Here is a 20,729-nt window from a genome sequence, read left to right as displayed (position 1 = left end):
GAAATCATCGTTCGACAATTGCATTATAGAGTCCTAGAGTGCTCGTATAGATTGATGTCGAGATCGAATACGGCGTTCCGCCGACCTATCCTGGAGAACAGCATGACTGTAGAGAAAGTGGCTTTAGTGACGGCGGCGGGCAAGGGCATGGGTGCTGCGATCGCTCGGGATCTCGCCAGCAACGGCTATCGCGTCGCGCTGATGTCGCCGTCCGGCAGTGCCGCCGAACTGGCGAAGGAACTCGGCGGTTTCGGCATCGCGGGGTCGGTCACCGAAGATGCCGACATCGAGCGCTTCGTCAACGAGACGCTCGCGAAGTATGGCCGCATCGACGCGGTCGTCAACAACACCGGGCATCCGCCGAAGGGCGACTTGCTCTCCCTCGAAGACAACAAGTGGCACGAAGGGCTCGATCTGATCGTGCTCAACGTCGTGCGCGTGCTGCGCCGCGTGACGCCGGTCTTCCTGAAGCAGGGCGGCGGTGCGGTGGTCAACATTTCGAGTTTCGCGGCCGATGCGCCCGAGCAGGCCATGCCGGTGTCGTCCGCGCTGCGCTCGGCGCTCAGTTCCTTCACGCGCCTGTACGCGGATCGTTATGCGAAGGACAACATCCGGATCAACTCGGTGCTGCCGGGCTTCATCGACAGCTGGCCGGAAACGCCCGAAATCGTTGCCCGCATTCCGGTCGGCCGTTTCGGCAAGACGCAGGAGATCGCGCAAACGGTGACGTTCCTGCTGTCCGAAGGCGCCGGCTACATCACCGGGCAGAACATTCGCGTCGACGGCGGCATCGTGCGGGCGCTGTAAGTCGAGCCAGGATCGGGGCGGCGTGCGTGCGAACGCCCGCGCCGCATCCGTTCGCGGTGAAGATGCAAAGAGATATCGAAGGGTGCCTGAAGGCACGCGGCTTCGTGCTGCACGTCGCCTCGAAGCCTGCGGCCAGCTACGCACCGTTCGCGTGCTGGCATGCTTGGGCTCTTGCCCCCCTCAGACCGTGCTCGACGATAGTTTGCAGCAGTCCATCGCGTTCTACCGCGACGGACGATACGCAAAAAAATGCGACATCCATCCGGACGCCGCACCCAACCCGAACTCTCGCGACGGAGCCCGCTCGGGACGACGAGTAGGCCCTCCTCACGGGTATTGCCGGATCGAGGAACCCGCCAATCCACCGCGCTTATTTTGCGGTCGGCATTGCGAATTCAGCACCCTTGCCGATGCTCGACGACCAGCGCTGCATGATCGACTTTTGCTTCGTGTAGAAGCGCACGCCTTCTTCGCCGTATGCATGCATGTCGCCGAACAGGCTCTTCTTCCAGCCGCCGAATCCATGCCATGCCATCGGCACGGGGATCGGCACGTTGATGCCGACCATGCCGACCTGGATGCGGCGCGCAAATTCTCGCGCGATGCCGCCGTCGCTCGTGTAGCACGCGACGCCGTTGCCAAACTCGTGCGCATTGATCAGATTCACGGCTTCGGCGAAATCCTTCACGCGCACGCATGCGAGCACCGGCCCGAAGATTTCTTCCTTGTAGATGCGCATATCGGTCGTCACGTTGTCGAACAGCGTGCCGCCGGTGAAGAAGCCTTCCTCGCGGCCAGGCACCTTCAGGCCGCGGCCGTCGACGACGAGCTTCGCGCCTTCCTGCACACCGATGTCGATATAGCCTTCGATCCGCTTCAGCGCCTCACCCGTGACGATCGGGCCCATTTCGACTTCCGGCGACATGCCATCGCCGATGACGAGCGTTTTCGCGCGCTGTGCGAGCTTCTCGACGATGCGGTCGCCGATGTCGCCGACCAGCACTGCGACGCTGATCGCCATGCAGCGCTCGCCGGCCGAGCCATAGGCGGCGCCGATCAGTCCGTCGACCGCTTGATCGAGGTTCGCGTCGGGCATCACGACCATATGGTTCTTCGCACCGCCGAGCGCTTGCGCGCGCTTGCCGTTTTGCGATGCGCGCTGGTGTACGTAGTGCGCGATCGGCGTCGAGCCAACGAAGCTGACCGCTTGCACGTCCGGATGATCGATGAGCGCGTCGACCGCGTTCTTGCCGCCTTGAACGACGTTGAAGACACCCTTGGGCAGGCCCGCCTCGGTCAGCAAATCGGCGATGAACAGTGCCGCCGACGGATCGCGCTCGCTCGGCTTCAGCACGAACGTATTGCCCGTTGCGAGTGCCACCGGAAACATCCAGCACGGCACCATGCACGGGAAGTTGAACGGCGTGATGCCTGCGACGACGCCCAGCGGCTGGCGCATCGTCCAGTTGTCGATGCCGGTGCTGACCTGATCGGTGAAGTTGCCCTTGAGCAGTTGCGGCACGCCGGCGGCGAATTCGATGATGTCGATGCCGCGCGCGACTTCGCCCTGCGCGTCGGAGAACACCTTGCCGTGTTCGGCGGTAATGATTGCGGCAAGCGTGTCGCGATGCTCGTTAATCAGTTGCAGGAAGCGGTGCATCACGCGCGCGCGGCGGATCGGCGGCGTCTCGGACCACGCCGGGAAGGCGGCTTGTGCGGCGGCGACCGCCTGAGCGACCTCGTTGTCGTCGGCGAGCGCGACACGGCGGGCGGCCTTGCCGGCTGCCGGATTGAATACGTCCTGGAAGCGGCCGCTGGCTCCCGACACCCGGGCGCCGTCGATGTAGTGGCCGACGTCGTCGGACGAGGTGAAGGCGGGAACGGTGGTCATCAAGTCGTCTCCTGATCCGTGATCCTGATTGAGAAGGCTCCAGTCTAGGCAAATGACGGCGGCTGGAGAAGGCCGCTACAATTGATTCACTGTTCAGAATTCTGAATAATCAAACGATGAATTCTCAAAATAGCCAAACCCTTTTGCCGCACATTCATTCCCTGACGGTGCTCGCCGTGACCGGAAGCTTTACTGCTGCGGCCCAGCGGCTCGGCATCAGCAAGGCGGCCATGAGCCAGCGCATCGCCGATCTCGAGGGGGCGGCGGGCGTGCCGCTCGTGCGGCGGACAACGCGCAGCGTGCGGCTCACGGAGGCAGGGCAGACGCTCGTCGACAGCACGCGCGAGGCATACGAAACCATCGAGATGAACTTCGCTCGCGTGAAGGATCTGGCCGGCGAGCCGCGCGGCCTCGTGCGCGTGACAATGCCGGTCGCGCTCGGCCGGCAGCGGATCGTGCCGCTGTTTCCGGCCTTCATCGAGCAATATCCTGGGGTGCGCATCGAACTGGAGTTGTCGGACCGGCTGTTTTCACTGTCGCAGGAAGGCTTCGACCTCGCGATTCGTCATACGACCACCGCGCCGCAGACGCACGTCGCCTGGAAGCTTTGCGAGACGCGCTCGCTGCTCGTCGCGAGCCGCGAGTATCTGACGCGACGCGGCACGCCCGAGCATCCGAATGCGCTCGCCGAACACGACTGCCTGTGCTATTTGCGCGGCAACGAACCGACCGCATGGAGCTTCGAGCCGCGCGACCGGCGGCGCGCACGCGTGAGCGTGCCCGTGCGCGGCTGTTTCGCGGCGAACAACAGCGAAGCGATGCGGGAGGCGGCGCTCGGTGGCCTCGGCATCGCGTTGCTGCCGGATTTCAGCGCACAGCGCGACATCGACGCGGGCCATCTCGTGCCGCTGCTCGGCGCGTGGCGTCCGTCAGGCGCGTTCGGAGATCATATCTTCGCAATCCGCCCTTACAGCCCGGTCGTGCCTAGCGCAGTGCGCGCGCTGGTGGAGTATCTACGGGGCGAGTTGAGCGGCGGGTTCTCGCCTGCCGTGGCAGCGGCTCGCTAACGCCGGGTCATCAACCTGATTCAGATCCGCGTCGTCTCGTAGCGGCCGGTGCGCATTGAAGCCGCCTTTCGGTGGCTTCGCGAAGCGGGCGTCATACATGGCGATGAAGGAGGGCGCGTAAGCGTTGGCGTCGACCACAGCGCTGCAGAACGTATCGATGTTCAGTGCACACATGGCCCGGCCAAATAGCGCCGATCGATTACCACTTGAACCGTTCGCCCGCCAGCCGGGAGCGTGAGCCCCAACCGTCGGGGTGATACGTCACGCTGGGGATGTAGACCGGGGTAGACGTCGAATGGCTTCCTGCCGGGCGGTGGATGGTCGGCATGAAACTTGGCCACGCCCGCGAATCGCCGGCATGCAGTATATTCCGCGCGGGGACAACGACGTGGCTGGCCGTTCCCGCATGTGAGCTTATCGAATGACCTGGCTGTACGGCGACCAGGGCAACCAGCAGCGGTATCGAAATGCCGTCCACTTCTCCTCACCGATTCAGGTTGATGGGGTCAATCCACGCAGCGACGAGGGCAGCGACCGATGAAAGCACTTTGCACTACCTGTCACGGGCGCCTATATTTTAGGTCACGTGATGACATGATTCCAGAAAACTCCCGGTGTTCCCGGAGTTCGTGATGGCGGCAAGCAATCGAAAAGCTGGCGCAAGCGCCACGAAACACGACCTCGAGCAGCTATCCGAATTTCGCTACCGGCTGCGGCGTTTTCTGCGTTTCTCGGAGGAAATCCTGCGTGCCGAGGGGCTGACGCCGTTGCAATACATGCTGATGTTGCACACCTGTGCGTTTCCGGACCGCTCGTGGGCGACAGTAGGCGAGATTGCCGAGCGGCTGCAGGCGTCCTCGCATGGCACGGTGGCGCTCGTCACACGCTGTGAAGCGGCCGGGCTCGTCCGGCGCCAGACGAGCGAACAGGATCGAAGGCAAGTGGAGATCCATCTGACAGAAAAAGGGGCGGATTGCTTGCGCAAGGTTGCGGCCTTGCACAAATCGGAAATTCAGTCGTTCGGCTGGGCTTTCCAGGACGTCACCGATATCAACTGAACGCGCGACAGCAACGTGCGCGGATTCGCAGGAACGGACGATACCTGTCGTCGTCGCGATTACGGGCAGGGCGGGAGAACGAACATACACGCAGCAGGGGGAGGTCGTTTGCAAGGAGCGGCATATGAGCACGACCTCGAGCCTCAATCTGGAAGGCAAGCTCCGGCGTGACGCCGGAATCATCGGGCTGTTGTTCGCCAGCACGACCAGCATGGTCGGTTCCGGCTGGTTGTTCGGTGCCTATCACGCATCGCGCATCGCCGGCCCGCTGAGCATCGGCAGCTGGGTACTCGGCGCGATCATCATCATGCTGATCGCACTGTGTTTCGCCGAGCTCGCGGCGATGTTTCCGCGCAGCGGAGCGCTGGTGCACATGAGCCATGCGAGTCATGGCGTTGGACTGGGCCGCATCTGGTGTGGCCTCCTGTTCCTTGCGTACGTGCCGGTTCCGGCGGTCGAGGCGGAGGCGATCGTCACGTACGCGAACAACTATCTTCCGTGGTTCATCCAGCCTGGAAGCGCAGGCTTGCTGACGGCTGCCGGCTTCATCGCATGCGCCGGCCTGCTCGGCGTCATGGCATTGCTGAACCTGATGGTGATCCGCTGGCTGTTGGGCGTGAACTCGACCATTACGTGGTGGAAGATACTCGTGCCGCTTCTGACGATTGCCGGCTTGCTGGGTGCGAGTACGCATTGGGGCGTCATGCAGGCGGCACCTGGCAGCTACCATTTGTCCGGCATGTTCACCGCGCTGCCGGCCGCTGGCATCGTCTTCAGCTATCTGGGCTTTCGAACGGCGATCGACCTGGGCGGCGAAAGCGCCAATCCGCATCGAAATATCCCGCTGGCCGTGATCGGCGCGGTACTCTTGGCCGCCGTCATCTACATCCTGCTGCAGGTCGCGTTCATCTACGCGCTTGCGCCGGCCGATCTTGCCGCCGGTTGGAACAACCTCAGCTTCAAGGGCGAAATGGGACCGTTCGCCGGGCTTGCAACGACCCTCGGCATGGGATGGATGGCCACGCTGCTTTACATCGACGCCTACATCTCGCCAGGGGGAACCGGCTTGATGTACGTCACCGGCGGCTCGCGAATCCTCTTCGCGTCAGGAGAGCTGGACGCAGGTCCGCGCATGCTGACGCGGTTGAATGCCAACAGGATTCCCTGGGTTGCCGTACTGATCATGTGGGCTGTCGGCGTGCTGTTCCTGATGCCGTTCCCGGCGTGGCAGCAGATGGTGAGCTATATCACGTCGATCACCGTGCTCACGTACGGGCTGGGGCCGATCGCGCTGCTCGTCCTGCGACGCAACATGCCGGAACTGCAGCGGCCGTTCCGCATGAGCGGGGCCGGGTTGATCGCGCCGCTCGCATTCGTGTGCAGCAACCTCGTCATCTACTGGACCGGCTTCAAGACCAACAACTTCCTGTTCTCGCTGGTGGCGATCGGCTTCGTCCTCTACGCGCTTCACCATCATGTCGTGTTACGCCGTAGCGCGCGAGACTTCGGCTGGAAGCACATCGCATGGTTGCTTCCGTGGTTCGGCGGGTTGTGGCTGTTGTCGTGGCTGGGCGGTATCGGCGGCGGCCTGGGTGTCATCGGATTCGGCTGGGACATTCTGCTGGTCGCCGCCTGGAGCGTAGTGGTGCTTGCGTTGGCCATGCGCAGTGCGCTCGATGCCGGCGAGACGTCGGAGATGATGGGGCGCATGAACGAGACCAGTTGACGGATCGACACACAGGCGGGCGTCATGACATCGGGACCAGCAGGACGAGAGGACGGGGCGGCCGAAGAACTCGCATCGCATCGCGTGGAAACCGGTCGCATTCAACGGTCGTCACAAACGGAAGACGACGCGCCGCCGATCGACATGTATCGCCTGAGCTGCCTGGGGATCGTGGTCGGCGTCGTCACTGGAATCGGCGCCGTGGCATTTCGCGGCTTGATTGGCTTCGTGCACAACGCCTTTTTCCTCGGCCGGTTTTCGGCCTCGTACAACGCGAGCGAGTTCACGCCGACTTCCGTATGGGGGGCGTTCGTCATACTCGTGCCGGTTATCGGTGGCCTGGTTGTGACCTGGCTCGTCTGTACCTTTGCGCCGGAGGCGAAGGGGCACGGCGTGCCCGAGGTAATGGACGCGATCTACTTCAAGCGCGGCGTGATTCGCCCGGTGGTCGCGATCGTGAAGTCGCTGGCGTCCGCGTTCGCAATCGGCACCGGCGCGGCGGTCGGTCGAGAGGGGCCGATCATCCAGATAGGTTCGGCGCTCGGCTCGACGCTGGGGCAGGTGGTCAGGATGACCGCCGGCCAGCGCATCACGCTCGTGGCAGCGGGCGCGGGTGCGGGGATCGCCGCGACGTTCAATACGCCGATCGGCGGTGTCCTGTTCGCGACCGAGCTGATGACGCCCGAAATCAGCGTGAACACGTTCCTTCCCGTCGCGCTGGCAACCGGCACGGCAACCTTCGTCGGACGGTTGTTCTTCGGCAGTGCGCCGGCGTTTCTGGTGCCGGCCCAACTGGGGGCGATTCCCGATCGTCCGGGCAGCGTGGTGACTCTCCTGCTGTATGCTGCGCTCGGCATCGTTACGGGTACCGGCGCCGCAATGCTGACCCACGGCCTTCATTTTGCGGAGGATGTCTTCGAGCGCATTCCGGGCCGCTATACGCGTCACGCGTCGGGGATGGTGCTCGTCGGTGTGACGATCTATCTGTTGATGCGCTTCGCCGGACATTACTACGTCGAAGGTGTGGGATATGCCACGATTCAGGCGCTGCTTTACGGACAACTCGGCGGCTGCCTGTTCCTGATCGCGCTTGCGCTCTGCAAGACCCTCGCTACGTCGATCAGCCTGGGCTCGGGCTCTTCTGGCGGTGTCTTCTCGCCGTCGCTATTCATCGGCGCGTCATTGGGAGCGGCGTTTGCCGCATTCGTCCAGGACGTACTGCCCGCAGCGCCCGTCAGCGCGCCAGCGTTCGCGATGGTCGGGATGGGGGCGATGGTCGGCGGGGGAACCGGTGCGGCGATGACGGCGGTCGCGATGATCTTCGAGATGACCCGCGACTACGACATCGTGCTGCCCATGATCATCGCCGTTGCGGTCAGCCTTGCGACCCGGCGCCTGCTTTGCCGCGAAAGCATCTATACGCTCAAGCTCGTGCGTCGCGGTCACGTGATTCCGAACGCTTTGCATGCCAACATGTTCCTCGTCCAGAACGCGGCGCAAGTGATGGAGACGGACGTGCTCGTGCAGGACGCCGACACACTGTTCCGTGACATTCTGGGTAATCTGGATGGCCCCCCGTTCCGCCACGTGGTTGTCACGCGATCGGGCCGGATCGATGGTGTGCTTCGCATCAACACCGGATTGCGCCGGGCCATCTCGCACGACCATCCGTCGGTGACGCTCGGTGCACTCGCTCAACGCAATTTCATCGTGGTCGCGCCGGGCGAAGCGGCGTTCGACGTGATTAGCAAGCTGCGTCAGAAGCACGCGACCATGGCGGTGGTCGTGACGCGGCCCGAAGAACAGGGCGCAATGGAAGTGGTCGGGGTCATTGCCAAGGAACACATCGCAGACGCAGTGGCGAGCAGCATCAGGATTTTTCCCGAGAGCCGGCATGGAACGGAGCGCAGCCGGCGGTCAGGGACACAGCATCGTGACAGCCACGCGTCGACTCGGGCCGAAGTGCATGCCGGCAAGGAGGGGCAGAATGAAACTCAGCGTTGAGTTGGCCGTTCTGCGTCAGCGCCTTGCGGTGGCCCTGCATCTCGATGCATGGAGGGAAGTGTTCGCTGGCAACCAGGAAGACGAGGCGAGTGACGATCGCGAGTGGGTCATCGTCTACAGAACGGCGAGTGGATATTGTTGCCTTTACCGGGGGAAGCCGGTCGAGTTCGATGAGCTCTCCGACGTGCAGACCTGGTCCGCCGAGAGGGATGTGCGGACGTACTTCATGGGCTTGTGACCGCGACCTCGGTGCCGAACCGCTTCTGTCGGTCGATGCGTTTCGCGAGCGGGCTGTTGGGGTTGTTCAATTCGTCTGCCATGGTCGACGGCGTCCCGGTTGCCTGACCCGTTGCGGCCGCCTGATTCATCATGCCGGCAGTGCTGGACGTCTTTGTCGCGGAATGGCACCCACCGAACAGCACAAGGGCCAACACCACCGCATATCGCATCAAGCCTTTCATCACGGATCTCCCGAAGAGGGCGTTCGATCGAGCGGAATGGGGCGCTGATCAGCGGAACGGCTCGCGGCCTCACTGCGGGAAGCACAGTGAACTGAGCCGCTCCTTTTTGGCGGGTGACGGAATTTTGTAAATGAACTGAAGGGCGAATCGAAAGATTTTCCGGTTCACACGGATCTGGAAAATGCTCGCCTTTACTGGAGCTGGAAAAATGTCACATCGTGACTAGTTGCCATGTTACGATACGGAAATTCTGCGAAATCGTGAATTCAGATGTGCTCCCTCAGCTCACGTCGCTCGACGTCTGGTCGTCCCAATACGAAAGGCCGGGGCGAGCTTCTTGAACCCGGCTGCCCAGCTGGGTTTTTTTTGTCTGTTGTTGGATCTGTTCGGTAAATCGCGTCAACGATGTCCCAGTCGTCCACCGTGTCTTCCCGCATGACTGCGCCCGAATTGCGCGCGACCGCGTCGCTCGCGGCAATCTTCGCACTGCGCATGCTCGGCCTGTTCATGATCATGCCGGTGTTCTCGGTCTACGCGAAAACCATCCCGGGCGGCGACAACGTGTTGCTCGTCGGCCTCGCGCTCGGAGCCTACGGCGTTACGCAGTCGCTGTTCTACATCTTCTACGGCTGGGCGTCCGACAAGTTCGGCCGCAAGCCCGTGATTGCCACCGGCCTGCTGATCTTTGCACTCGGCAGCTTCGTCGCCGCGTCTGCGCACGACATCACGTGGATCATCGTCGGCCGCGTGATCCAGGGGATGGGCGCCGTGTCGTCCGCGGTGCTCGCGTTCATCGCCGACCTGACCTCCGAGCAGAACCGCACCAAGGCGATGGCGATGGTCGGCGGCTCGATCGGCGTGTCGTTCGCGGTCGCGATCGTCGGCGCGCCGATCGTGTTTCACTGGGTCGGGATGAGCGGCCTGTTCGCGATCGTCGGCGTGCTGTCGATCCTCGCGATCGGCGTTGTGCTGTGGATCGTGCCTGACGCGGCGAAGCCAGTGCACGTGCCCGCGCCGTTCGCCGAGGTACTGCACAACGTCGAGCTGCTGCGCCTGAACTTCGGCGTGCTGGTGCTGCACGCGACGCAGACGGCGCTGTTCCTCGTCGTGCCGCGCCTGCTGGTCGACGGCGGGCTGCCGGTCGCGTCGCACTGGAAGGTCTACCTGCCGGTAATGGGGCTCGCGTTCGTGATGATGGTCCCCGCGATCATCGTCGCGGAAAAACGGGGCAAGATGAAGCCGGTGCTGCTCGGCGGCATCCTGGCTATCCTGATCGGCCAATTGCTGCTGGGCAGCGCGCCGCATACCATCCTGATTGTGGCGGCGATTCTTTTCATCTACTTCCTGGGTTTCAACATCCTGGAAGCGTCGCAGCCGTCGCTCGTATCGAAGCTAGCGCCCGGTTCGCGCAAGGGCGCGGCCACGGGCGTCTACAACACCACGCAGTCGATCGGGCTCGCGCTCGGCGGCATCGCGGGCGGCTGGCTGCTGAAGCAAGGCGGCCCGAACATGGTGTTTCTGATGTGCGCCGGCGCGGTTTCAATATGGCTGGCGATCGCATTCAGCATGAAGCCGCCGCCGCCGCGAACCTGAACGATCAGGGCACCGTTTGAAAATGAACAAGACTGACGAGTGGGTAGGGGGAGACCGATGATCCGCATTTCCGCGCTCGCAGATCGACGCGCGTTGCTGCATGCGCGGCGTCTTTGGCTTCACTATGGCGTGTTCTGGCTGGGTGCGGTGGCCGTCGGCCTCGTAGCGGTGCTTTACGCGAAGCTGATCGATTTCGGCTACGCGGTGTTTCTGGGCTATGCGGCCCAACATGCATGGTTGCCGCTGATCGTCACGCCGACGATCGGGGCGGTTACGGTCTGGCTGACGCGGAGATTCTTCGATGGTGCGGAGGGGAGCGGCATTCCACAGGTGATTGCCATGCTGCATGCTCCAGGCAACACGGCGGCGCGGTTGCTCAAGTTCCGGATCCTGATCGGGAAGATACTCGTCTCGTTCCTGGCCATTCTCGGCGGGTTCACGATCGGTCGTGAAGGCCCGACGATTCACGTCGGTGCCGCACTCATGTTCAACCTGCGGAAGTTTTATCCTCAGCGCTTTCGTGCGATTCGCCCGGGCGTGCTCGAGCACCGGCTGGCCCTCGCGGGCGCGGCGGCAGGCCTTTCCGCCGCGTTCAATGCACCGCTCGCCGGCGTCGTGTTCGCGATCGAGGAACTCACACGCAGTTTCGAGCAACGGACGAGTGGCGTGCTGATCACGGCGATCATCTTCGCCGGTATCGTATCGCTTGGCCTTCAGGGTAACTACGTTTATTTCGGCACGATCGACGTAGGCGCGCACCTGCCTCAGTCGCTGGCGCTTGCGGTCGTCCTCATCGGTGTGATCGCGGGCGTCATGGGCGGAATCTTCTGCTGGCTGTTACTCAACACGCGACGCTGGATGCCGCAAGGGCTTCAGGATTTTCGTGCAGGTCAGCCCGTGCTGTTCGGCGCGGCGTGCGGGCTGGTCGTCGCAGTCGTCGGTGTGGCGACACACGGCCATACGTTCGGCAGCGGATACGCGGAAGCCCGCGGCATGCTCGAAAGCCATACGAACGTCAGCGTCCTGTACCCGGTGTTCAAGATGGTTTCGATGATTGGCTCGTACCTGCCCGGTGCGCCGGGCGGCTTGTTTGCTCCATCGCTCGCGATCGGTGCAGGGATCGGCAATACGCTACATATTCTGTTCTCGGGCATGCAACTTCAGATGCTGATCGCGCTCGGGATGGTCGGCTATCTGGCCGCGGTCACGCAGAGCCCGATCACCGCGTTCGTGATCGTCATCGAGATGATCAACGGCCACGCACTCGTCATCTCGTTGATGGCCACGGCGCTGATCGCCAGCCGCGTCTCGCGATTCTTTGCTCCGCCGCTGTACGAAGCGTTGTCGACACGCTATTTTCCCGCTGACCACCGATGACCTTGCGGGGCATTGCTCCGGGCATCGAAGATCATTAACTGCGTTCGTCTCGACTCATGAAGGGCCTGCTGTTTATTCTCGCCACGTTGCTGCTGCTGTTTGTGTCTGTCGCACGCTTGCGCGCCGAAGATACGATTCCCGAGGATTACCGCTACCTGGCACGTATGAACGTTCGTCCGATCGTCATCGATTGTGTCGCGGAAATCGACCGATGGATTCGAACGTCGGCGAAGTACGACATGTTTCTCGCGCCTGACGTCCGGTTGCTGAGGGCCAAGGTTCGAGCTTTTCGCGGGATGGAGGATCATTCCAACAGCGAGCCGCTGGTCGATTCAACGGTGACTGTTCGCGCTTCAGCGCGCCTGCGGCCTCGTGGTGCGTGGCTCCCCGTGACTGCGAAGTGCAAAATCTGGCGTGCACACGTGGTGAGCGTCATGCTGAAGCCGTCGGATTTGCGGTGACGGGTTCATCGATCCTGAACTGCAACCGCTACCCGGGTATTCGCGAGCAGTGATGTATCGGCGCCACTATCCGGCGGGATGACGATGATGGTCGCGTGTTGTGATCTCTGCGTTGGCGGGTGACCCTCGCCCATATCGGCGGATCTGTGCGGCCAAGTTTCGCGCGCTCATGATTGCGGGACGGTCGGCGTGCCTGCCGCACCATGGATCACGTGGAGATGGAGACAGCCGCGTACCATCGATAAATAGAGCCCGTCGGCACGGCGCTGACGGAAATACTCGACGTGTGAATGATGCCCGTCCGGCATGATACGCAGACCGACCGGCACGCCTCGAAAGAACGATTCGGCGCGCAGCGTAATCGTTCCGGCGCGCTCGCCGAGATGCAGTTGCCGCGTGCTCTGTTTCCACCGGCGAGCGACGCAATTCGCGACTTCCGTCGCAGATATATTGGAGTTTGCAGAGAACACGGGCGACTGCCCCAATACACCCTCGCGACGAGAACACGCTATGAGGAGCACGCAGATTCCCGCGGCAATTGTCATGTGCCAAATGTTCAACGGTGTCCTCACGATTCCATGCGGCAGAAGTCGAATCCATCGGTCAAGTTGCGTCACAGTGTGACATGAAAGATGAGTGGCAGCGGTGATTTGATGACTGGATATCTCGCATGTCAAGAAGCGCTTGACGCTTCGGGCGCACCAGGCGGGAAATGCATCAGACCGTGCGGTAGTAGCAGGCGGAACGCGACGACCAGCAGCAGCAACGAGGCAACGGCGGGATTTGTCAAACGCTGCGCAAGCAGTTGACGTAAGTGGATCGAAATACACAGGCCTGACTGCGCTGTTTCGTCGTCTGATGCACCGTTGTCGGATGATGGATGTTGGTCTACTTGCCGGATGGCTACAAGGACCTTGTCGAGTCGGGGCGGAAAATATCCGCCCGCTGTTGTCGGCCAATCACGTGCGCGTCTTCAACCATTCCTCGTCGAAACGCTTGACTCGATAGATCACGATGGACGCGATCCAGCTGACTGCAAAGATAGCGATGATGATGTAGCCGAGCATGCCGAAGTTGTCGTTGAGCGTGCCGATCGCGTCCCACGGCGTACCCTTCAGGTCAAGCTGATCGGCGAGCAGGCCGAGCGCCTCGATGCCGCCGATCACAAGCGCGACCACGATCGACACCAGCGTGATCGTCATGTTGTAGTAGATCTTGCGCAGCGGCTTCTGGTAAGCCCAGCCGTAAGCGCCGAGCATCAGGTGGCCGTCGAGCGTGTCGACGAGCGACATGCCTGCGCTGAACAGGACGGGAAAGACCATGATGGCCCACGGAGACAGGCCCTTCGCCGCCTGTGTCGCGGCGATGCCAAGCAGGCTGATTTCGGTCGCCGTGTCGAAACCGAGGCCGAACAGGAAGCCGATCGGGTACATGTGCCAGCTCCGCGTCACCAGCCGGAACAGCGGGCGGAACAACCGCGCGAGAAAGCCACGATCGGCGAGGAGCATGTCGAAATCGTCGTCGACGTATGCGCCGCCACTGCGGATGTGACGCCAGGCGCGGTAGATGCCGCGCAGGATCATGAGGTTCATCAGCGCGAGCGCGAACAGGAAAAACGCTGAAACGGCCGTGCCGATGATGCCGCCGATCGCCTTGAAGTTGTCGAACCGGCTCTGGATCGCCGTGGTCGCGAGTGCGACCGCGATCGATGCAAGTACGACGACGGTCGAATGGCCAAGCGAGAAGAAGAACCCTACCGCGACCGGCCGTTTTTTTTCCTGCATCAGCTTGCGCGTGACGTTGTCGATCGCGGCGATATGGTCGGCGTCGACCGCATGTCGGAGTCCAAAGCCGTATGCGAGCATCGCGGTGCCGAGCAGGACCGGATAGGCATGGAACGCCACCAGGGCCCATACCCATGCAAACACGTTGATGGCGATCAGCACGCCATAAATGCCCAGCAACTTCCGCCGTACGCTGGCGTTCGAGTCGTTGAAAATCTGAGTGAATCGGTCAAGCATCGAGAATCTCCCGGAAAGCACGCGTTCCGAATGGTGAAAGGGCAGGTGCACAACGAGGTCTGGCTTCGGGATCGACTGCGATTGCAAACGCCGTCCCGATACAGTGGCGCGACCGTACCGGAATCTCACCGGTTTCCCGTTGTGTCTGCGTCAAGAGAAATCAACTCCGCTTATACCGCGCGGAAACCGAAAAGTCGATTCCGTTCGTGATGGTGCTCGAGCCGATTTCTTTCACATTACATTCGGAAATATCGCATTCGTTTACTGAAATATTTCGGGAGCTTGATCCTTTTCCAGCATGGCATAATCGCCGTCCGTCACGTCCCATGTCATCGTCTCTGCGCGTCATGTACGTCGCCCGTTTCCGCAAACCCGGCAGCCTGATCGGATTGATTGCAATCCTGATGATGGCGCTCGCCCCTGCGGTTTCGCAGATGATGATGTCGCGTCACCAGCTCGTCGACGCACTGACCGTCTATTGCACCGCAAGCGTCGACGAAGTGTCGGCCGCACATGACGGCAAGCCGTCGCACGCGGCAAAGACGCACTGGCAGGCTTGCCCCTATTGCAGTTTCTTCGCTCACGCGACTGCGTTGCCGGGGCACGCCGTCGTGCTTGCCACTCTGCGTCCCGGTTCGCAGAGGCCGGTCGTATCGGCCTCGAATCCGGCTCGCATCAGCCTCGTCCACACGGTCGCGCAATCCCGTGCGCCGCCCGCATTCTCCTGATTTCGTCTGATTTTTCTGCCTGAAAAATTGCCGCCCGCGAAGCGCGAGGCGGCGAGTCGTCGCGCGTACGCGCGACGATATCGAACGACAACCGGAGAACACACGACATGCCTCGTAATACCGAACGGCGCGCGCTTCGCGCATGCGCCGCGCTGCTGGCCACCTGCGCCGGCCTTTCCCATGCTTCTTTCGCCAATGCGCACGCCGTGGTCGGCGACCGCGTCTTTCCTGCCACGATGACAGTGGACGACCCCGGTGTCGGCGACGAGTTCGACATGCAGTTCGGCCATATCAAGTCGCCGGACGACAACGGCGACAACATGAACGTCAATACCGTGTCGTACGAGTGGGACAAGCTGATCACCAAGAACCTCGCGTTCAGCGTCGCCAGCCAGTACGTGTCGCAGAACGATCCGAACGGCGGTTCCGCGAAGGGCTGGGATAACGTCACGCTCGGCGTGAAGTACCTCGTCTACACGAACGCCGCGCACGAATTCATGGCGTCCGTCGGCCTGGAAACCGAGATCGGCGGCACCGGCGCGAAATCGATCGCGAACGCGTACTCGACATTTACGCCGACCGTCTACCTCGGCAAGGGCTTCGGCGATCTGCCCGCGTCGCTCGGCTATCTGCGCCCGCTCGCGCTGACGGCCGAACTCGGGCCGAACCTGACCACAGCGTCGTCCGACCAGGGGCCGAACTCGTTCGGCTGGGGCTTGACGCTGCAATACAGCATCCCGTACCTGCAGCAGCAGGTGAAGAACCTCGGCCTGCCGCAGCCGCTCAGCAACATGGTGTTCGTCGTCGAGGCGCCGATGAGCACATGCACGGCGGGTGCGTGTTCAGGCCAGACGACCGGGACGATCAACCCGGGCGTACTGTGGCTCAACCGCTACGGACAATTCGGCGTCGAGGCGCAGATTCCCGTTAATCGGGCATCGGGCAACCATGTCGGCGTGATCTTCGACGCGCATCTGTATTTCGACGACCTGTTCCCCGGCTCGCTTGGCAAGCCGCTGTTCTGATCCACGGAGAAACCGCATGAATCTTTCGACCACGATGCGCGCGGCGGCGGCCGCGCTGCTGCTCGCCGCCGCGCAACTTGCTCACGCGCATGCGTATCCGACGCATCAGCAGCCGTCCGCGGGCGAAACCGTTACCGCGTCGCCGAAAACCGTCGCGATCGATTTCGACGACGCGCTCGAACCCGCATTTAGCTCGATCGCCGTCACCGATGCGCAGGGGCACGCCGTCACGAACGGCAAGCCCGAAGTCGACGCGGCGAACAAGAAGCACATGTCCGTCGCGCTGAATTCGCTGTCGCCGGGCGTTTACGCGGTCGCGTGGGTGGCCGTCGCGGTCGACGGCCACCGGACGCAGGGGCACTATACGTTTACGGTGAAGTAGCCGTGGACGTGCTCGTCGACGCGCAGATCGCGTTGGCCGCCGTTCAGGACCTGCTGTTCGCCACGACGGCGGGCTTGCTCGCGTGCGGCTCGATCGACCGGCGCATCGGATTGTTTGACCAACGGGCGCTGCGCGTCGTGCGCGCTGCGCTCGGCCTCGCGCTTGCACTGACGGCGTTCGGCTATCTGTGGCTGCAAGCCGCCGTGATGAGCGGCTCGCCGCTCGCCGACGCCGGACCTGCTGTCGTGGCCGTGCTCACGGAATCGCATTTCGGTATCGCCTGGTCGATCGGATGTTCAGGCGCGCTGCTCGTCGCGGCGGGCATCCTCGCGCGCGGCCGCGACGCCGTGCCGTGCGCCGCGGGCATCCTGCTCTGGGCCGCCGGCAAGGCGGCCATGGGTCACGCGGCCGATGGCGGCGACTTTTCGTGGCGTGAAGCGGTGCACCTGACGCACGTACTCGCGACAGCGATGTGGGCCGGTGGCGTGATCGCTGCCACGGGCCTGTTGCGGTGCCTCGGGCGTACCGGGACCGCGAGCGTTCCGGCGCAACAGACGGCTGCGTTCTGCTCGGCGCTCTCCCATCTCGCGACCGGTGCATTCGCTATCGTGCTCGTCACGGGGCTCTACAACGTGCTGCAGGATACGGCGCAAACCAGCGCGGCGCTGTTTGGCATAGCCTGGGGCCGGGTGCTCGCGGCAAAGCTCACGTGCGTCGCATTTGCGGCGTTGCTCGGCGGCTGGAACCGCCTGGTCGTATTGCCCGATCTGCGCTTGCGTGCCGAACGGCACGATACCGGTTATCCGGCCGCGCAACGCCGCTTCGACATGGCGCTTGCCGTCGAGGCCGTCGTCATGGTCGCGGTCCTGGCGCTTGCAGCGTTGCTGGGCCATACGGCGCCGACGGCGGGCGCGTCCTGACGACACGTTTGCTCACGGAACAAGGCAGGGGTATGGGCCCCTTCGTTATCCAACCATTCATGACAGAGGATCGGCAATGAATATCACGAAAACAACGCGTGCTGCGCTCGCGTTCCTGTCCGCCGCCGCATTGTCGCCGGTCGTGCATGCGGCGCCGGCACAATCGGTCGCCGTCTCCGACTGCTGGATTCGCGGGATGCCCGGCAATTTGCCGTCGGGCGGCTTCTTCAACGTGAAGAACCGCAGCGGCAACCCGATCGACCTGACCGGCGTCGACAGCAATGCTTTCGGCATGGCGATGCTGCACCAGACACAATCGAACGGAAGCACGTCGACCATGGTGATGGTCGACAAGGCGACGGTACCGGCCGGCGGCACGCTGTCGTTCGCGCCGGGCGGCTATCACCTGATGCTTGAGCAGCCGACGCATCCGCTGAAGGTCGGTACGACGCTGCCGCTCACCTTCACGTTCGGCGACGGCGAGAAAGTCACCGCGCAGTGCATGGTGAAGGCACCGGGAACGATGGCGAAGTAGACGCGGCAAACGAGCATGCCGGTGCCGATACGCACCGGCATGCTTCTACCATTTGAACGTCTGCCACCGGTACGTGTCGTCGAGCGACTCGATGACGAGCCGCTCGACCGGAACGGGTTTGACCGATCCGTACCATTCGAGCGGATCCGCGCCTTGACGCACGCCTGCTGCGACCAGCGCGTCGCGTGCCGTGTCCTCGATCCGCGCCCGTCGCCAGAGTGCCTGATCGTGAAGCAGCTTCGTCGCGTCGATCCCGAAGCGTACGAGTCCACCGCCAGCTTGGCGCGTTTGCCACATCGTCAATGTCACGCGATCGCCGGTGCCCGGGTCGATCGCCCGTCTGTTGGCCGTTTTCTCCCAGTACGGATTGCGCGAGAACCACGCGACAGGCTTCGCTTCCGGTGCCATGTCGAGCGTTTTCGGCATGATGACTTCGCTCATGATGATGGACTCGAAGTGCAACATGACCGTGTAGTGCCATGCCATCGTAACCATGCGGACATTTCCTTTTTCGATTGAACGTATGCCGTGATGTTTCAGTAGCGCATGGTCAGCGACGCGAACGCGGCCCGGCCGGGCGCTGGCGAATGCAGTGTCTGCGAGCCGTCGTACCAGACGTATTCGTTGAACCGGTTGAACAGGTTCGTCACCTGCAGCTCGACGGTTGCCCGTTTCGATACGCGATAGGCGGCTCGCGAGTTGACGGTCACCGCCGCGCCGAAGCGGCCGGTCGAGTTGGTTTGCTCGAGGTAGTACGCGCTCTGTGCATTGCCCCATGCCGACACGTCGAGTTCGGGCGTTGCCCGCCAGTCGATCCCGGCCGACAACAGATGGTTCGGCACGTGATCGACCTGCTTGCCGGCGCTCGCCGGGCTCGCAGGCCCCGGATCGACAATGCGCGCCATCTGGTACGTGTACCCGAACCACAGCCCGACATCCCGCGCCACACGCAGGTTGGCCTGCAGATCGATCCCGTGGCGCTTCGTCTTGCCGAGATTGTCGTAGTCGCCGGTCGGGTCGTTCAGCTTGCGGCGTACCTCGTTGGTCGCGAGCTGTTCCCAGTAAGCAACGCGGCCGTCAAGCCAGTCCGCCGGCTGGAATTTCACGCCCAGCTCCCAGCCGTCGTTGATCGACGGCGCGAGATCCCCGGTGCGCGGCGGGATCTTGTACGCGCCGGCACCGACGCCGACCTGAAATGAACGGCCGTAGTTGCCATACACGCTGTAGCCGTGCCACGGCGTATAGACCGCACTGATTTTCGGCTGGCCAATCACGCCGTAGCCGTTCATGTCGTAGCGCGCGCCGCTCAGGTTGTTGGTGAGTTGCCCGCTCAACACGTCGACGCGATAGGCAGGCACGATCTTCAGCGCTTCGACCGGCTTCACGACGGCCTGCACGTATGCGCCCCAGGTGTCGTACGAGAACGCCTGATCGCGGGTTTGCGATGTGCGCACGTGGCGGTCGGTGAGCCAGCGGCGGCTGACATTGTCCTGCCACTCGCCGCTCACGCCGGCCTCCAGCGCAAAATCGCGCAGCCAGTTCACACGCGGACGGAACGTCAGGGTGCTCAGAAAGCCGAGATGTCGCTCGTCGGAGAAACGCTCCTGCTGGCTGGTCGCCGAAGAGAACGTGACCCAGCGGCGCTCGCGAAACGTGTTCAGGTACGCGATCGTCGACCACGACAGCCGGTTCGTGAGATCCACATCGGCGTACAGCGCGTACTGTCCCGTTTCTCGGGTTGCCTGATCGGTCGAGTTGAATGTGTACGAGGCGCGCGGATTCGTGTGGGCGTCCGCGCCGCTCAGGTAGCCGGCCTCGTCGGCCGACACGCGCGCGTATCGTGCGGAGAAACCGACGCGTACGTCGGCTGTCGGGCTGTAGAACCACTTGCCGGCCACGCCAGCCTTGTCCGATCCCGAGTGATCGCGATAGCCGTCCGACTTGCGGTAGCCGAACGCGTAGTTCTGCGAGAACGTGTCGGTTTCATGGCCGGCGACCGTTTCCGCATCGAACGTGTCGTAGCTGCCGTAGCCGATCCGGCCGCGTGCGTAGGTGCCACCCGTGAGTGTCGCGATCGACGCGTTGCCGGCGATCGCGTGCAGCCCATAGCGCGGGTCGTTGGTGCCGCGCACCGTCTCGAGCGAGTCGATTTCGAGTGGAAACACGGCATCCATGAACGGCATGTTGCCGTCGTTGCTGTTCGACGGCAGGCCGTCGATCAGCAGCTTGACCGCATTGATCTCGCCCTCGCCGTTGAAGCCGCGAAAAGACAGCTTGCCTGAAGTGGTGCCCTGGTTGAAGTCGGTCAGCAGCACGCCCGGTAACTGGCCGAACAGTTCCCATGGACTGCGCGCGTTCCGGTTCTCGATATGCTCGGCGTCGACGCGGTCGACCGAGGTCAGGATATTCCTGGACGTCAATGCGCCGGTACGCGCGCCGCTGACGTCGATGGTGCCGAGTACGAAGGTAGAGTCGCCGGTCCCGGCTGCGGTCGGATCGGTTTTCGGTGCGGCTCGGGTGTGGCCGCCGCGCGTATCGGCAGACTCGCCATCGTCGCGCTCGGCGTCAGGTTGTGCGGCGGGCTCGGCCTGCGCGGTCATCGCGATCGCGATGCATGCGGGAGCAAGCCACGCTTTCCGGTTGTGTCGAATGCTCATCAAAATCTCTGATTCG

Annotated in this window: 20 protein-coding genes; 14 read left to right on the top strand and 6 right to left on the bottom strand. The window is 62.9% G+C overall.

The window, feature by feature from the left end; all coding sequences use genetic code 11:
* Positions 1-102: 102 nt before the first annotated feature.
* Complete coding sequence (locus J7024_RS04390; protein WP_124829772.1) at positions 103-807, top strand: SDR family oxidoreductase; 705 nt, start codon at positions 103-105, stop codon at positions 805-807.
* A gap of 370 nt (positions 808-1,177) precedes the next feature.
* Here the strand turns inward: J7024_RS04390 and J7024_RS04385 are convergent, their stop codons facing one another.
* The gene (locus J7024_RS04385; RefSeq protein ID WP_234744816.1) at positions 1,178-2,698 is read right to left on the bottom strand and encodes a CoA-acylating methylmalonate-semialdehyde dehydrogenase; all 1,521 of its coding nucleotides are present in this window, start codon (positions 2,696-2,698) and stop codon (positions 1,178-1,180) included.
* A 116-nt stretch (positions 2,699-2,814) separates the two neighbouring features.
* Here J7024_RS04385 and J7024_RS04380 point away from each other — a divergent pair, with 116 nt between their 5' ends.
* The 5 genes from J7024_RS04380 (at position 2,815) to J7024_RS04355 (ending at position 8,791) form a co-directional block, all read left to right on the top strand.
* Positions 2,815-3,765, top strand: coding sequence for a LysR family transcriptional regulator (locus tag J7024_RS04380; protein ID WP_124830945.1), 951 nt, complete (start codon positions 2,815-2,817; stop codon positions 3,763-3,765).
* Positions 3,766-4,397: 632 nt separating this feature from the next.
* Positions 4,398-4,823 carry a MarR family winged helix-turn-helix transcriptional regulator gene (locus tag J7024_RS04370; RefSeq protein ID WP_096506098.1) on the top strand — a complete coding sequence of 142 codons (426 nt, stop codon included), beginning with the start codon at positions 4,398-4,400 and terminating at the stop codon, positions 4,821-4,823.
* A 124-nt stretch (positions 4,824-4,947) separates the two neighbouring features.
* On the top strand, positions 4,948-6,549 hold the full coding sequence (locus J7024_RS04365; RefSeq protein WP_124830946.1) for an APC family permease: 1,602 nt from the start codon (positions 4,948-4,950) through the stop codon (positions 6,547-6,549).
* A gap of 24 nt (positions 6,550-6,573) precedes the next feature.
* Positions 6,574-8,553 (top strand): chloride channel protein, encoded by a 1,980-nt coding sequence (locus J7024_RS04360; protein WP_175769947.1) that lies wholly within the window; start codon positions 6,574-6,576, stop codon positions 8,551-8,553.
* Complete coding sequence (locus J7024_RS04355; protein WP_124830948.1) at positions 8,537-8,791, top strand: hypothetical protein; 255 nt, start codon at positions 8,537-8,539, stop codon at positions 8,789-8,791. Before J7024_RS04360 ends, J7024_RS04355 begins: the two co-directional genes overlap by 17 nt.
* Here J7024_RS04355 and J7024_RS04350 read toward each other — a convergent pair.
* Positions 8,778-9,014: a hypothetical protein gene (locus tag J7024_RS04350; protein ID WP_233410002.1), complete on the bottom strand. Its 237-nt coding sequence runs from the start codon at positions 9,012-9,014 to the stop codon at positions 8,778-8,780. The genes J7024_RS04355 and J7024_RS04350 overlap by 14 nt on opposite strands.
* Before the next feature lie 405 nt (positions 9,015-9,419).
* Here J7024_RS04350 and J7024_RS04345 point away from each other — a divergent pair, with 405 nt between their 5' ends.
* From J7024_RS04345 to J7024_RS04335, 3 genes are read left to right on the top strand one after another with little or no spacing between them, the layout of a single operon-like run.
* On the top strand, positions 9,420-10,607 hold the full coding sequence (locus J7024_RS04345) for an MFS transporter (RefSeq protein ID WP_320206220.1): 1,188 nt from the start codon (positions 9,420-9,422) through the stop codon (positions 10,605-10,607).
* A gap of 57 nt (positions 10,608-10,664) precedes the next feature.
* A complete protein-coding gene (locus tag J7024_RS04340) occupies positions 10,665-11,984 on the top strand; it encodes a chloride channel protein (RefSeq protein WP_124830743.1) in 1,320 nt (439 codons plus the stop codon).
* A 56-nt stretch (positions 11,985-12,040) separates the two neighbouring features.
* Positions 12,041-12,445 (top strand): BspC domain-containing protein, encoded by a 405-nt coding sequence (locus J7024_RS04335; protein WP_124830744.1) that lies wholly within the window; start codon positions 12,041-12,043, stop codon positions 12,443-12,445.
* Positions 12,446-12,612: 167 nt separating this feature from the next.
* Here J7024_RS04335 and J7024_RS04330 read toward each other — a convergent pair whose 3' ends face one another.
* Both J7024_RS04330 and J7024_RS04325 read right to left on the bottom strand, forming a co-directional pair.
* Entirely contained in the window at positions 12,613-12,990 is a 378-nt protein-coding gene (locus J7024_RS04330) for a hypothetical protein (protein WP_175752122.1), read from the bottom strand.
* A gap of 414 nt (positions 12,991-13,404) precedes the next feature.
* Positions 13,405-14,466 (bottom strand): HoxN/HupN/NixA family nickel/cobalt transporter, encoded by a 1,062-nt coding sequence (locus J7024_RS04325; protein ID WP_124830746.1) that lies wholly within the window; start codon positions 14,464-14,466, stop codon positions 13,405-13,407.
* 209 nt (positions 14,467-14,675) lie between these two features.
* Here J7024_RS04325 and J7024_RS04320 point away from each other — a divergent pair, with 209 nt between their 5' ends.
* The 5 genes from J7024_RS04320 to J7024_RS04300 all read left to right on the top strand — a co-directional run bounded on the left by J7024_RS04320 (position 14,676) and on the right by J7024_RS04300 (position 18,056).
* Complete coding sequence (locus J7024_RS04320; protein ID WP_233410106.1) at positions 14,676-15,194, top strand: DUF2946 domain-containing protein; 519 nt, start codon at positions 14,676-14,678, stop codon at positions 15,192-15,194.
* Positions 15,195-15,301: 107 nt separating this feature from the next.
* Positions 15,302-16,219 (top strand): hypothetical protein, encoded by a 918-nt coding sequence (locus J7024_RS04315; RefSeq protein ID WP_124830748.1) that lies wholly within the window; start codon positions 15,302-15,304, stop codon positions 16,217-16,219.
* Positions 16,220-16,235: 16 nt separating this feature from the next.
* Entirely contained in the window at positions 16,236-16,601 is a 366-nt protein-coding gene (locus J7024_RS04310; protein ID WP_124830749.1) for a copper resistance CopC family protein, read from the top strand.
* Positions 16,602-16,603: 2 nt separating this feature from the next.
* Positions 16,604-17,521: a CopD family protein gene (locus J7024_RS37245; protein WP_124830750.1), complete on the top strand. Its 918-nt coding sequence runs from the start codon at positions 16,604-16,606 to the stop codon at positions 17,519-17,521.
* A gap of 76 nt (positions 17,522-17,597) precedes the next feature.
* Positions 17,598-18,056: a copper chaperone PCu(A)C gene (locus J7024_RS04300; RefSeq protein ID WP_124830751.1), complete on the top strand. Its 459-nt coding sequence runs from the start codon at positions 17,598-17,600 to the stop codon at positions 18,054-18,056.
* Positions 18,057-18,101: 45 nt separating this feature from the next.
* On the opposite strand, the gene J7024_RS04295 is transcribed toward J7024_RS04300, so the two are convergent.
* Entirely contained in the window at positions 18,102-18,551 is a 450-nt protein-coding gene (locus J7024_RS04295; protein ID WP_124830752.1) for a hypothetical protein, read from the bottom strand.
* A gap of 41 nt (positions 18,552-18,592) precedes the next feature.
* A complete protein-coding gene (locus J7024_RS04290) occupies positions 18,593-20,713 on the bottom strand; it encodes a TonB-dependent receptor (RefSeq protein ID WP_234744815.1) in 2,121 nt (706 codons plus the stop codon).
* Between the last annotated feature and the right edge of the window lie 16 nt (positions 20,714-20,729).

The sequence above is a fragment of the Burkholderia sp. WTPI3 genome (assembly GCF_021483755.1).
Lineage (GTDB): Bacteria > Pseudomonadota > Gammaproteobacteria > Burkholderiales > Burkholderiaceae > Burkholderia.
This window is presented reverse-complemented; position numbering and strand designations above follow the sequence as displayed.

What these genes read in the sequence shown, in the direction of transcription:
- J7024_RS04390 (WP_124829772.1), top strand. Translation starts at nt 103, where the DNA reads ATGACTGTAGAGAAAGTGGCTTTAGTGACGGCGGCGGGCAAGGGCATG.
- J7024_RS04385 (WP_234744816.1), bottom strand. Translation starts at nt 2,698, where the DNA reads ATGACCACCGTTCCCGCCTTCACCTCGTCCGACGACGTCGGCCACTAC.
- J7024_RS04380 (WP_124830945.1), top strand. Translation starts at nt 2,815, where the DNA reads ATGAATTCTCAAAATAGCCAAACCCTTTTGCCGCACATTCATTCCCTG.
- J7024_RS04370 (WP_096506098.1), top strand. Translation starts at nt 4,398, where the DNA reads ATGGCGGCAAGCAATCGAAAAGCTGGCGCAAGCGCCACGAAACACGAC.
- J7024_RS04365 (WP_124830946.1), top strand. Translation starts at nt 4,948, where the DNA reads ATGAGCACGACCTCGAGCCTCAATCTGGAAGGCAAGCTCCGGCGTGAC.
- J7024_RS04360 (WP_175769947.1), top strand. Translation starts at nt 6,574, where the DNA reads ATGACATCGGGACCAGCAGGACGAGAGGACGGGGCGGCCGAAGAACTC.
- J7024_RS04355 (WP_124830948.1), top strand. Translation starts at nt 8,537, where the DNA reads ATGAAACTCAGCGTTGAGTTGGCCGTTCTGCGTCAGCGCCTTGCGGTG.
- J7024_RS04350 (WP_233410002.1), bottom strand. Translation starts at nt 9,014, where the DNA reads ATGAAAGGCTTGATGCGATATGCGGTGGTGTTGGCCCTTGTGCTGTTC.
- J7024_RS04345 (WP_320206220.1), top strand. Translation starts at nt 9,420, where the DNA reads ATGTCCCAGTCGTCCACCGTGTCTTCCCGCATGACTGCGCCCGAATTG.
- J7024_RS04340 (WP_124830743.1), top strand. Translation starts at nt 10,665, where the DNA reads ATGATCCGCATTTCCGCGCTCGCAGATCGACGCGCGTTGCTGCATGCG.
- J7024_RS04335 (WP_124830744.1), top strand. Translation starts at nt 12,041, where the DNA reads ATGAAGGGCCTGCTGTTTATTCTCGCCACGTTGCTGCTGCTGTTTGTG.
- J7024_RS04330 (WP_175752122.1), bottom strand. Translation starts at nt 12,990, where the DNA reads ATGACAATTGCCGCGGGAATCTGCGTGCTCCTCATAGCGTGTTCTCGT.
- J7024_RS04325 (WP_124830746.1), bottom strand. Translation starts at nt 14,466, where the DNA reads ATGCTTGACCGATTCACTCAGATTTTCAACGACTCGAACGCCAGCGTA.
- J7024_RS04320 (WP_233410106.1), top strand. Translation starts at nt 14,676, where the DNA reads ATGGTGCTCGAGCCGATTTCTTTCACATTACATTCGGAAATATCGCAT.
- J7024_RS04315 (WP_124830748.1), top strand. Translation starts at nt 15,302, where the DNA reads ATGCCTCGTAATACCGAACGGCGCGCGCTTCGCGCATGCGCCGCGCTG.
- J7024_RS04310 (WP_124830749.1), top strand. Translation starts at nt 16,236, where the DNA reads ATGAATCTTTCGACCACGATGCGCGCGGCGGCGGCCGCGCTGCTGCTC.
- J7024_RS04300 (WP_124830751.1), top strand. Translation starts at nt 17,598, where the DNA reads ATGAATATCACGAAAACAACGCGTGCTGCGCTCGCGTTCCTGTCCGCC.
- J7024_RS04295 (WP_124830752.1), bottom strand. Translation starts at nt 18,551, where the DNA reads ATGGTTACGATGGCATGGCACTACACGGTCATGTTGCACTTCGAGTCC.
- J7024_RS04290 (WP_234744815.1), bottom strand. Translation starts at nt 20,713, where the DNA reads ATGAGCATTCGACACAACCGGAAAGCGTGGCTTGCTCCCGCATGCATC.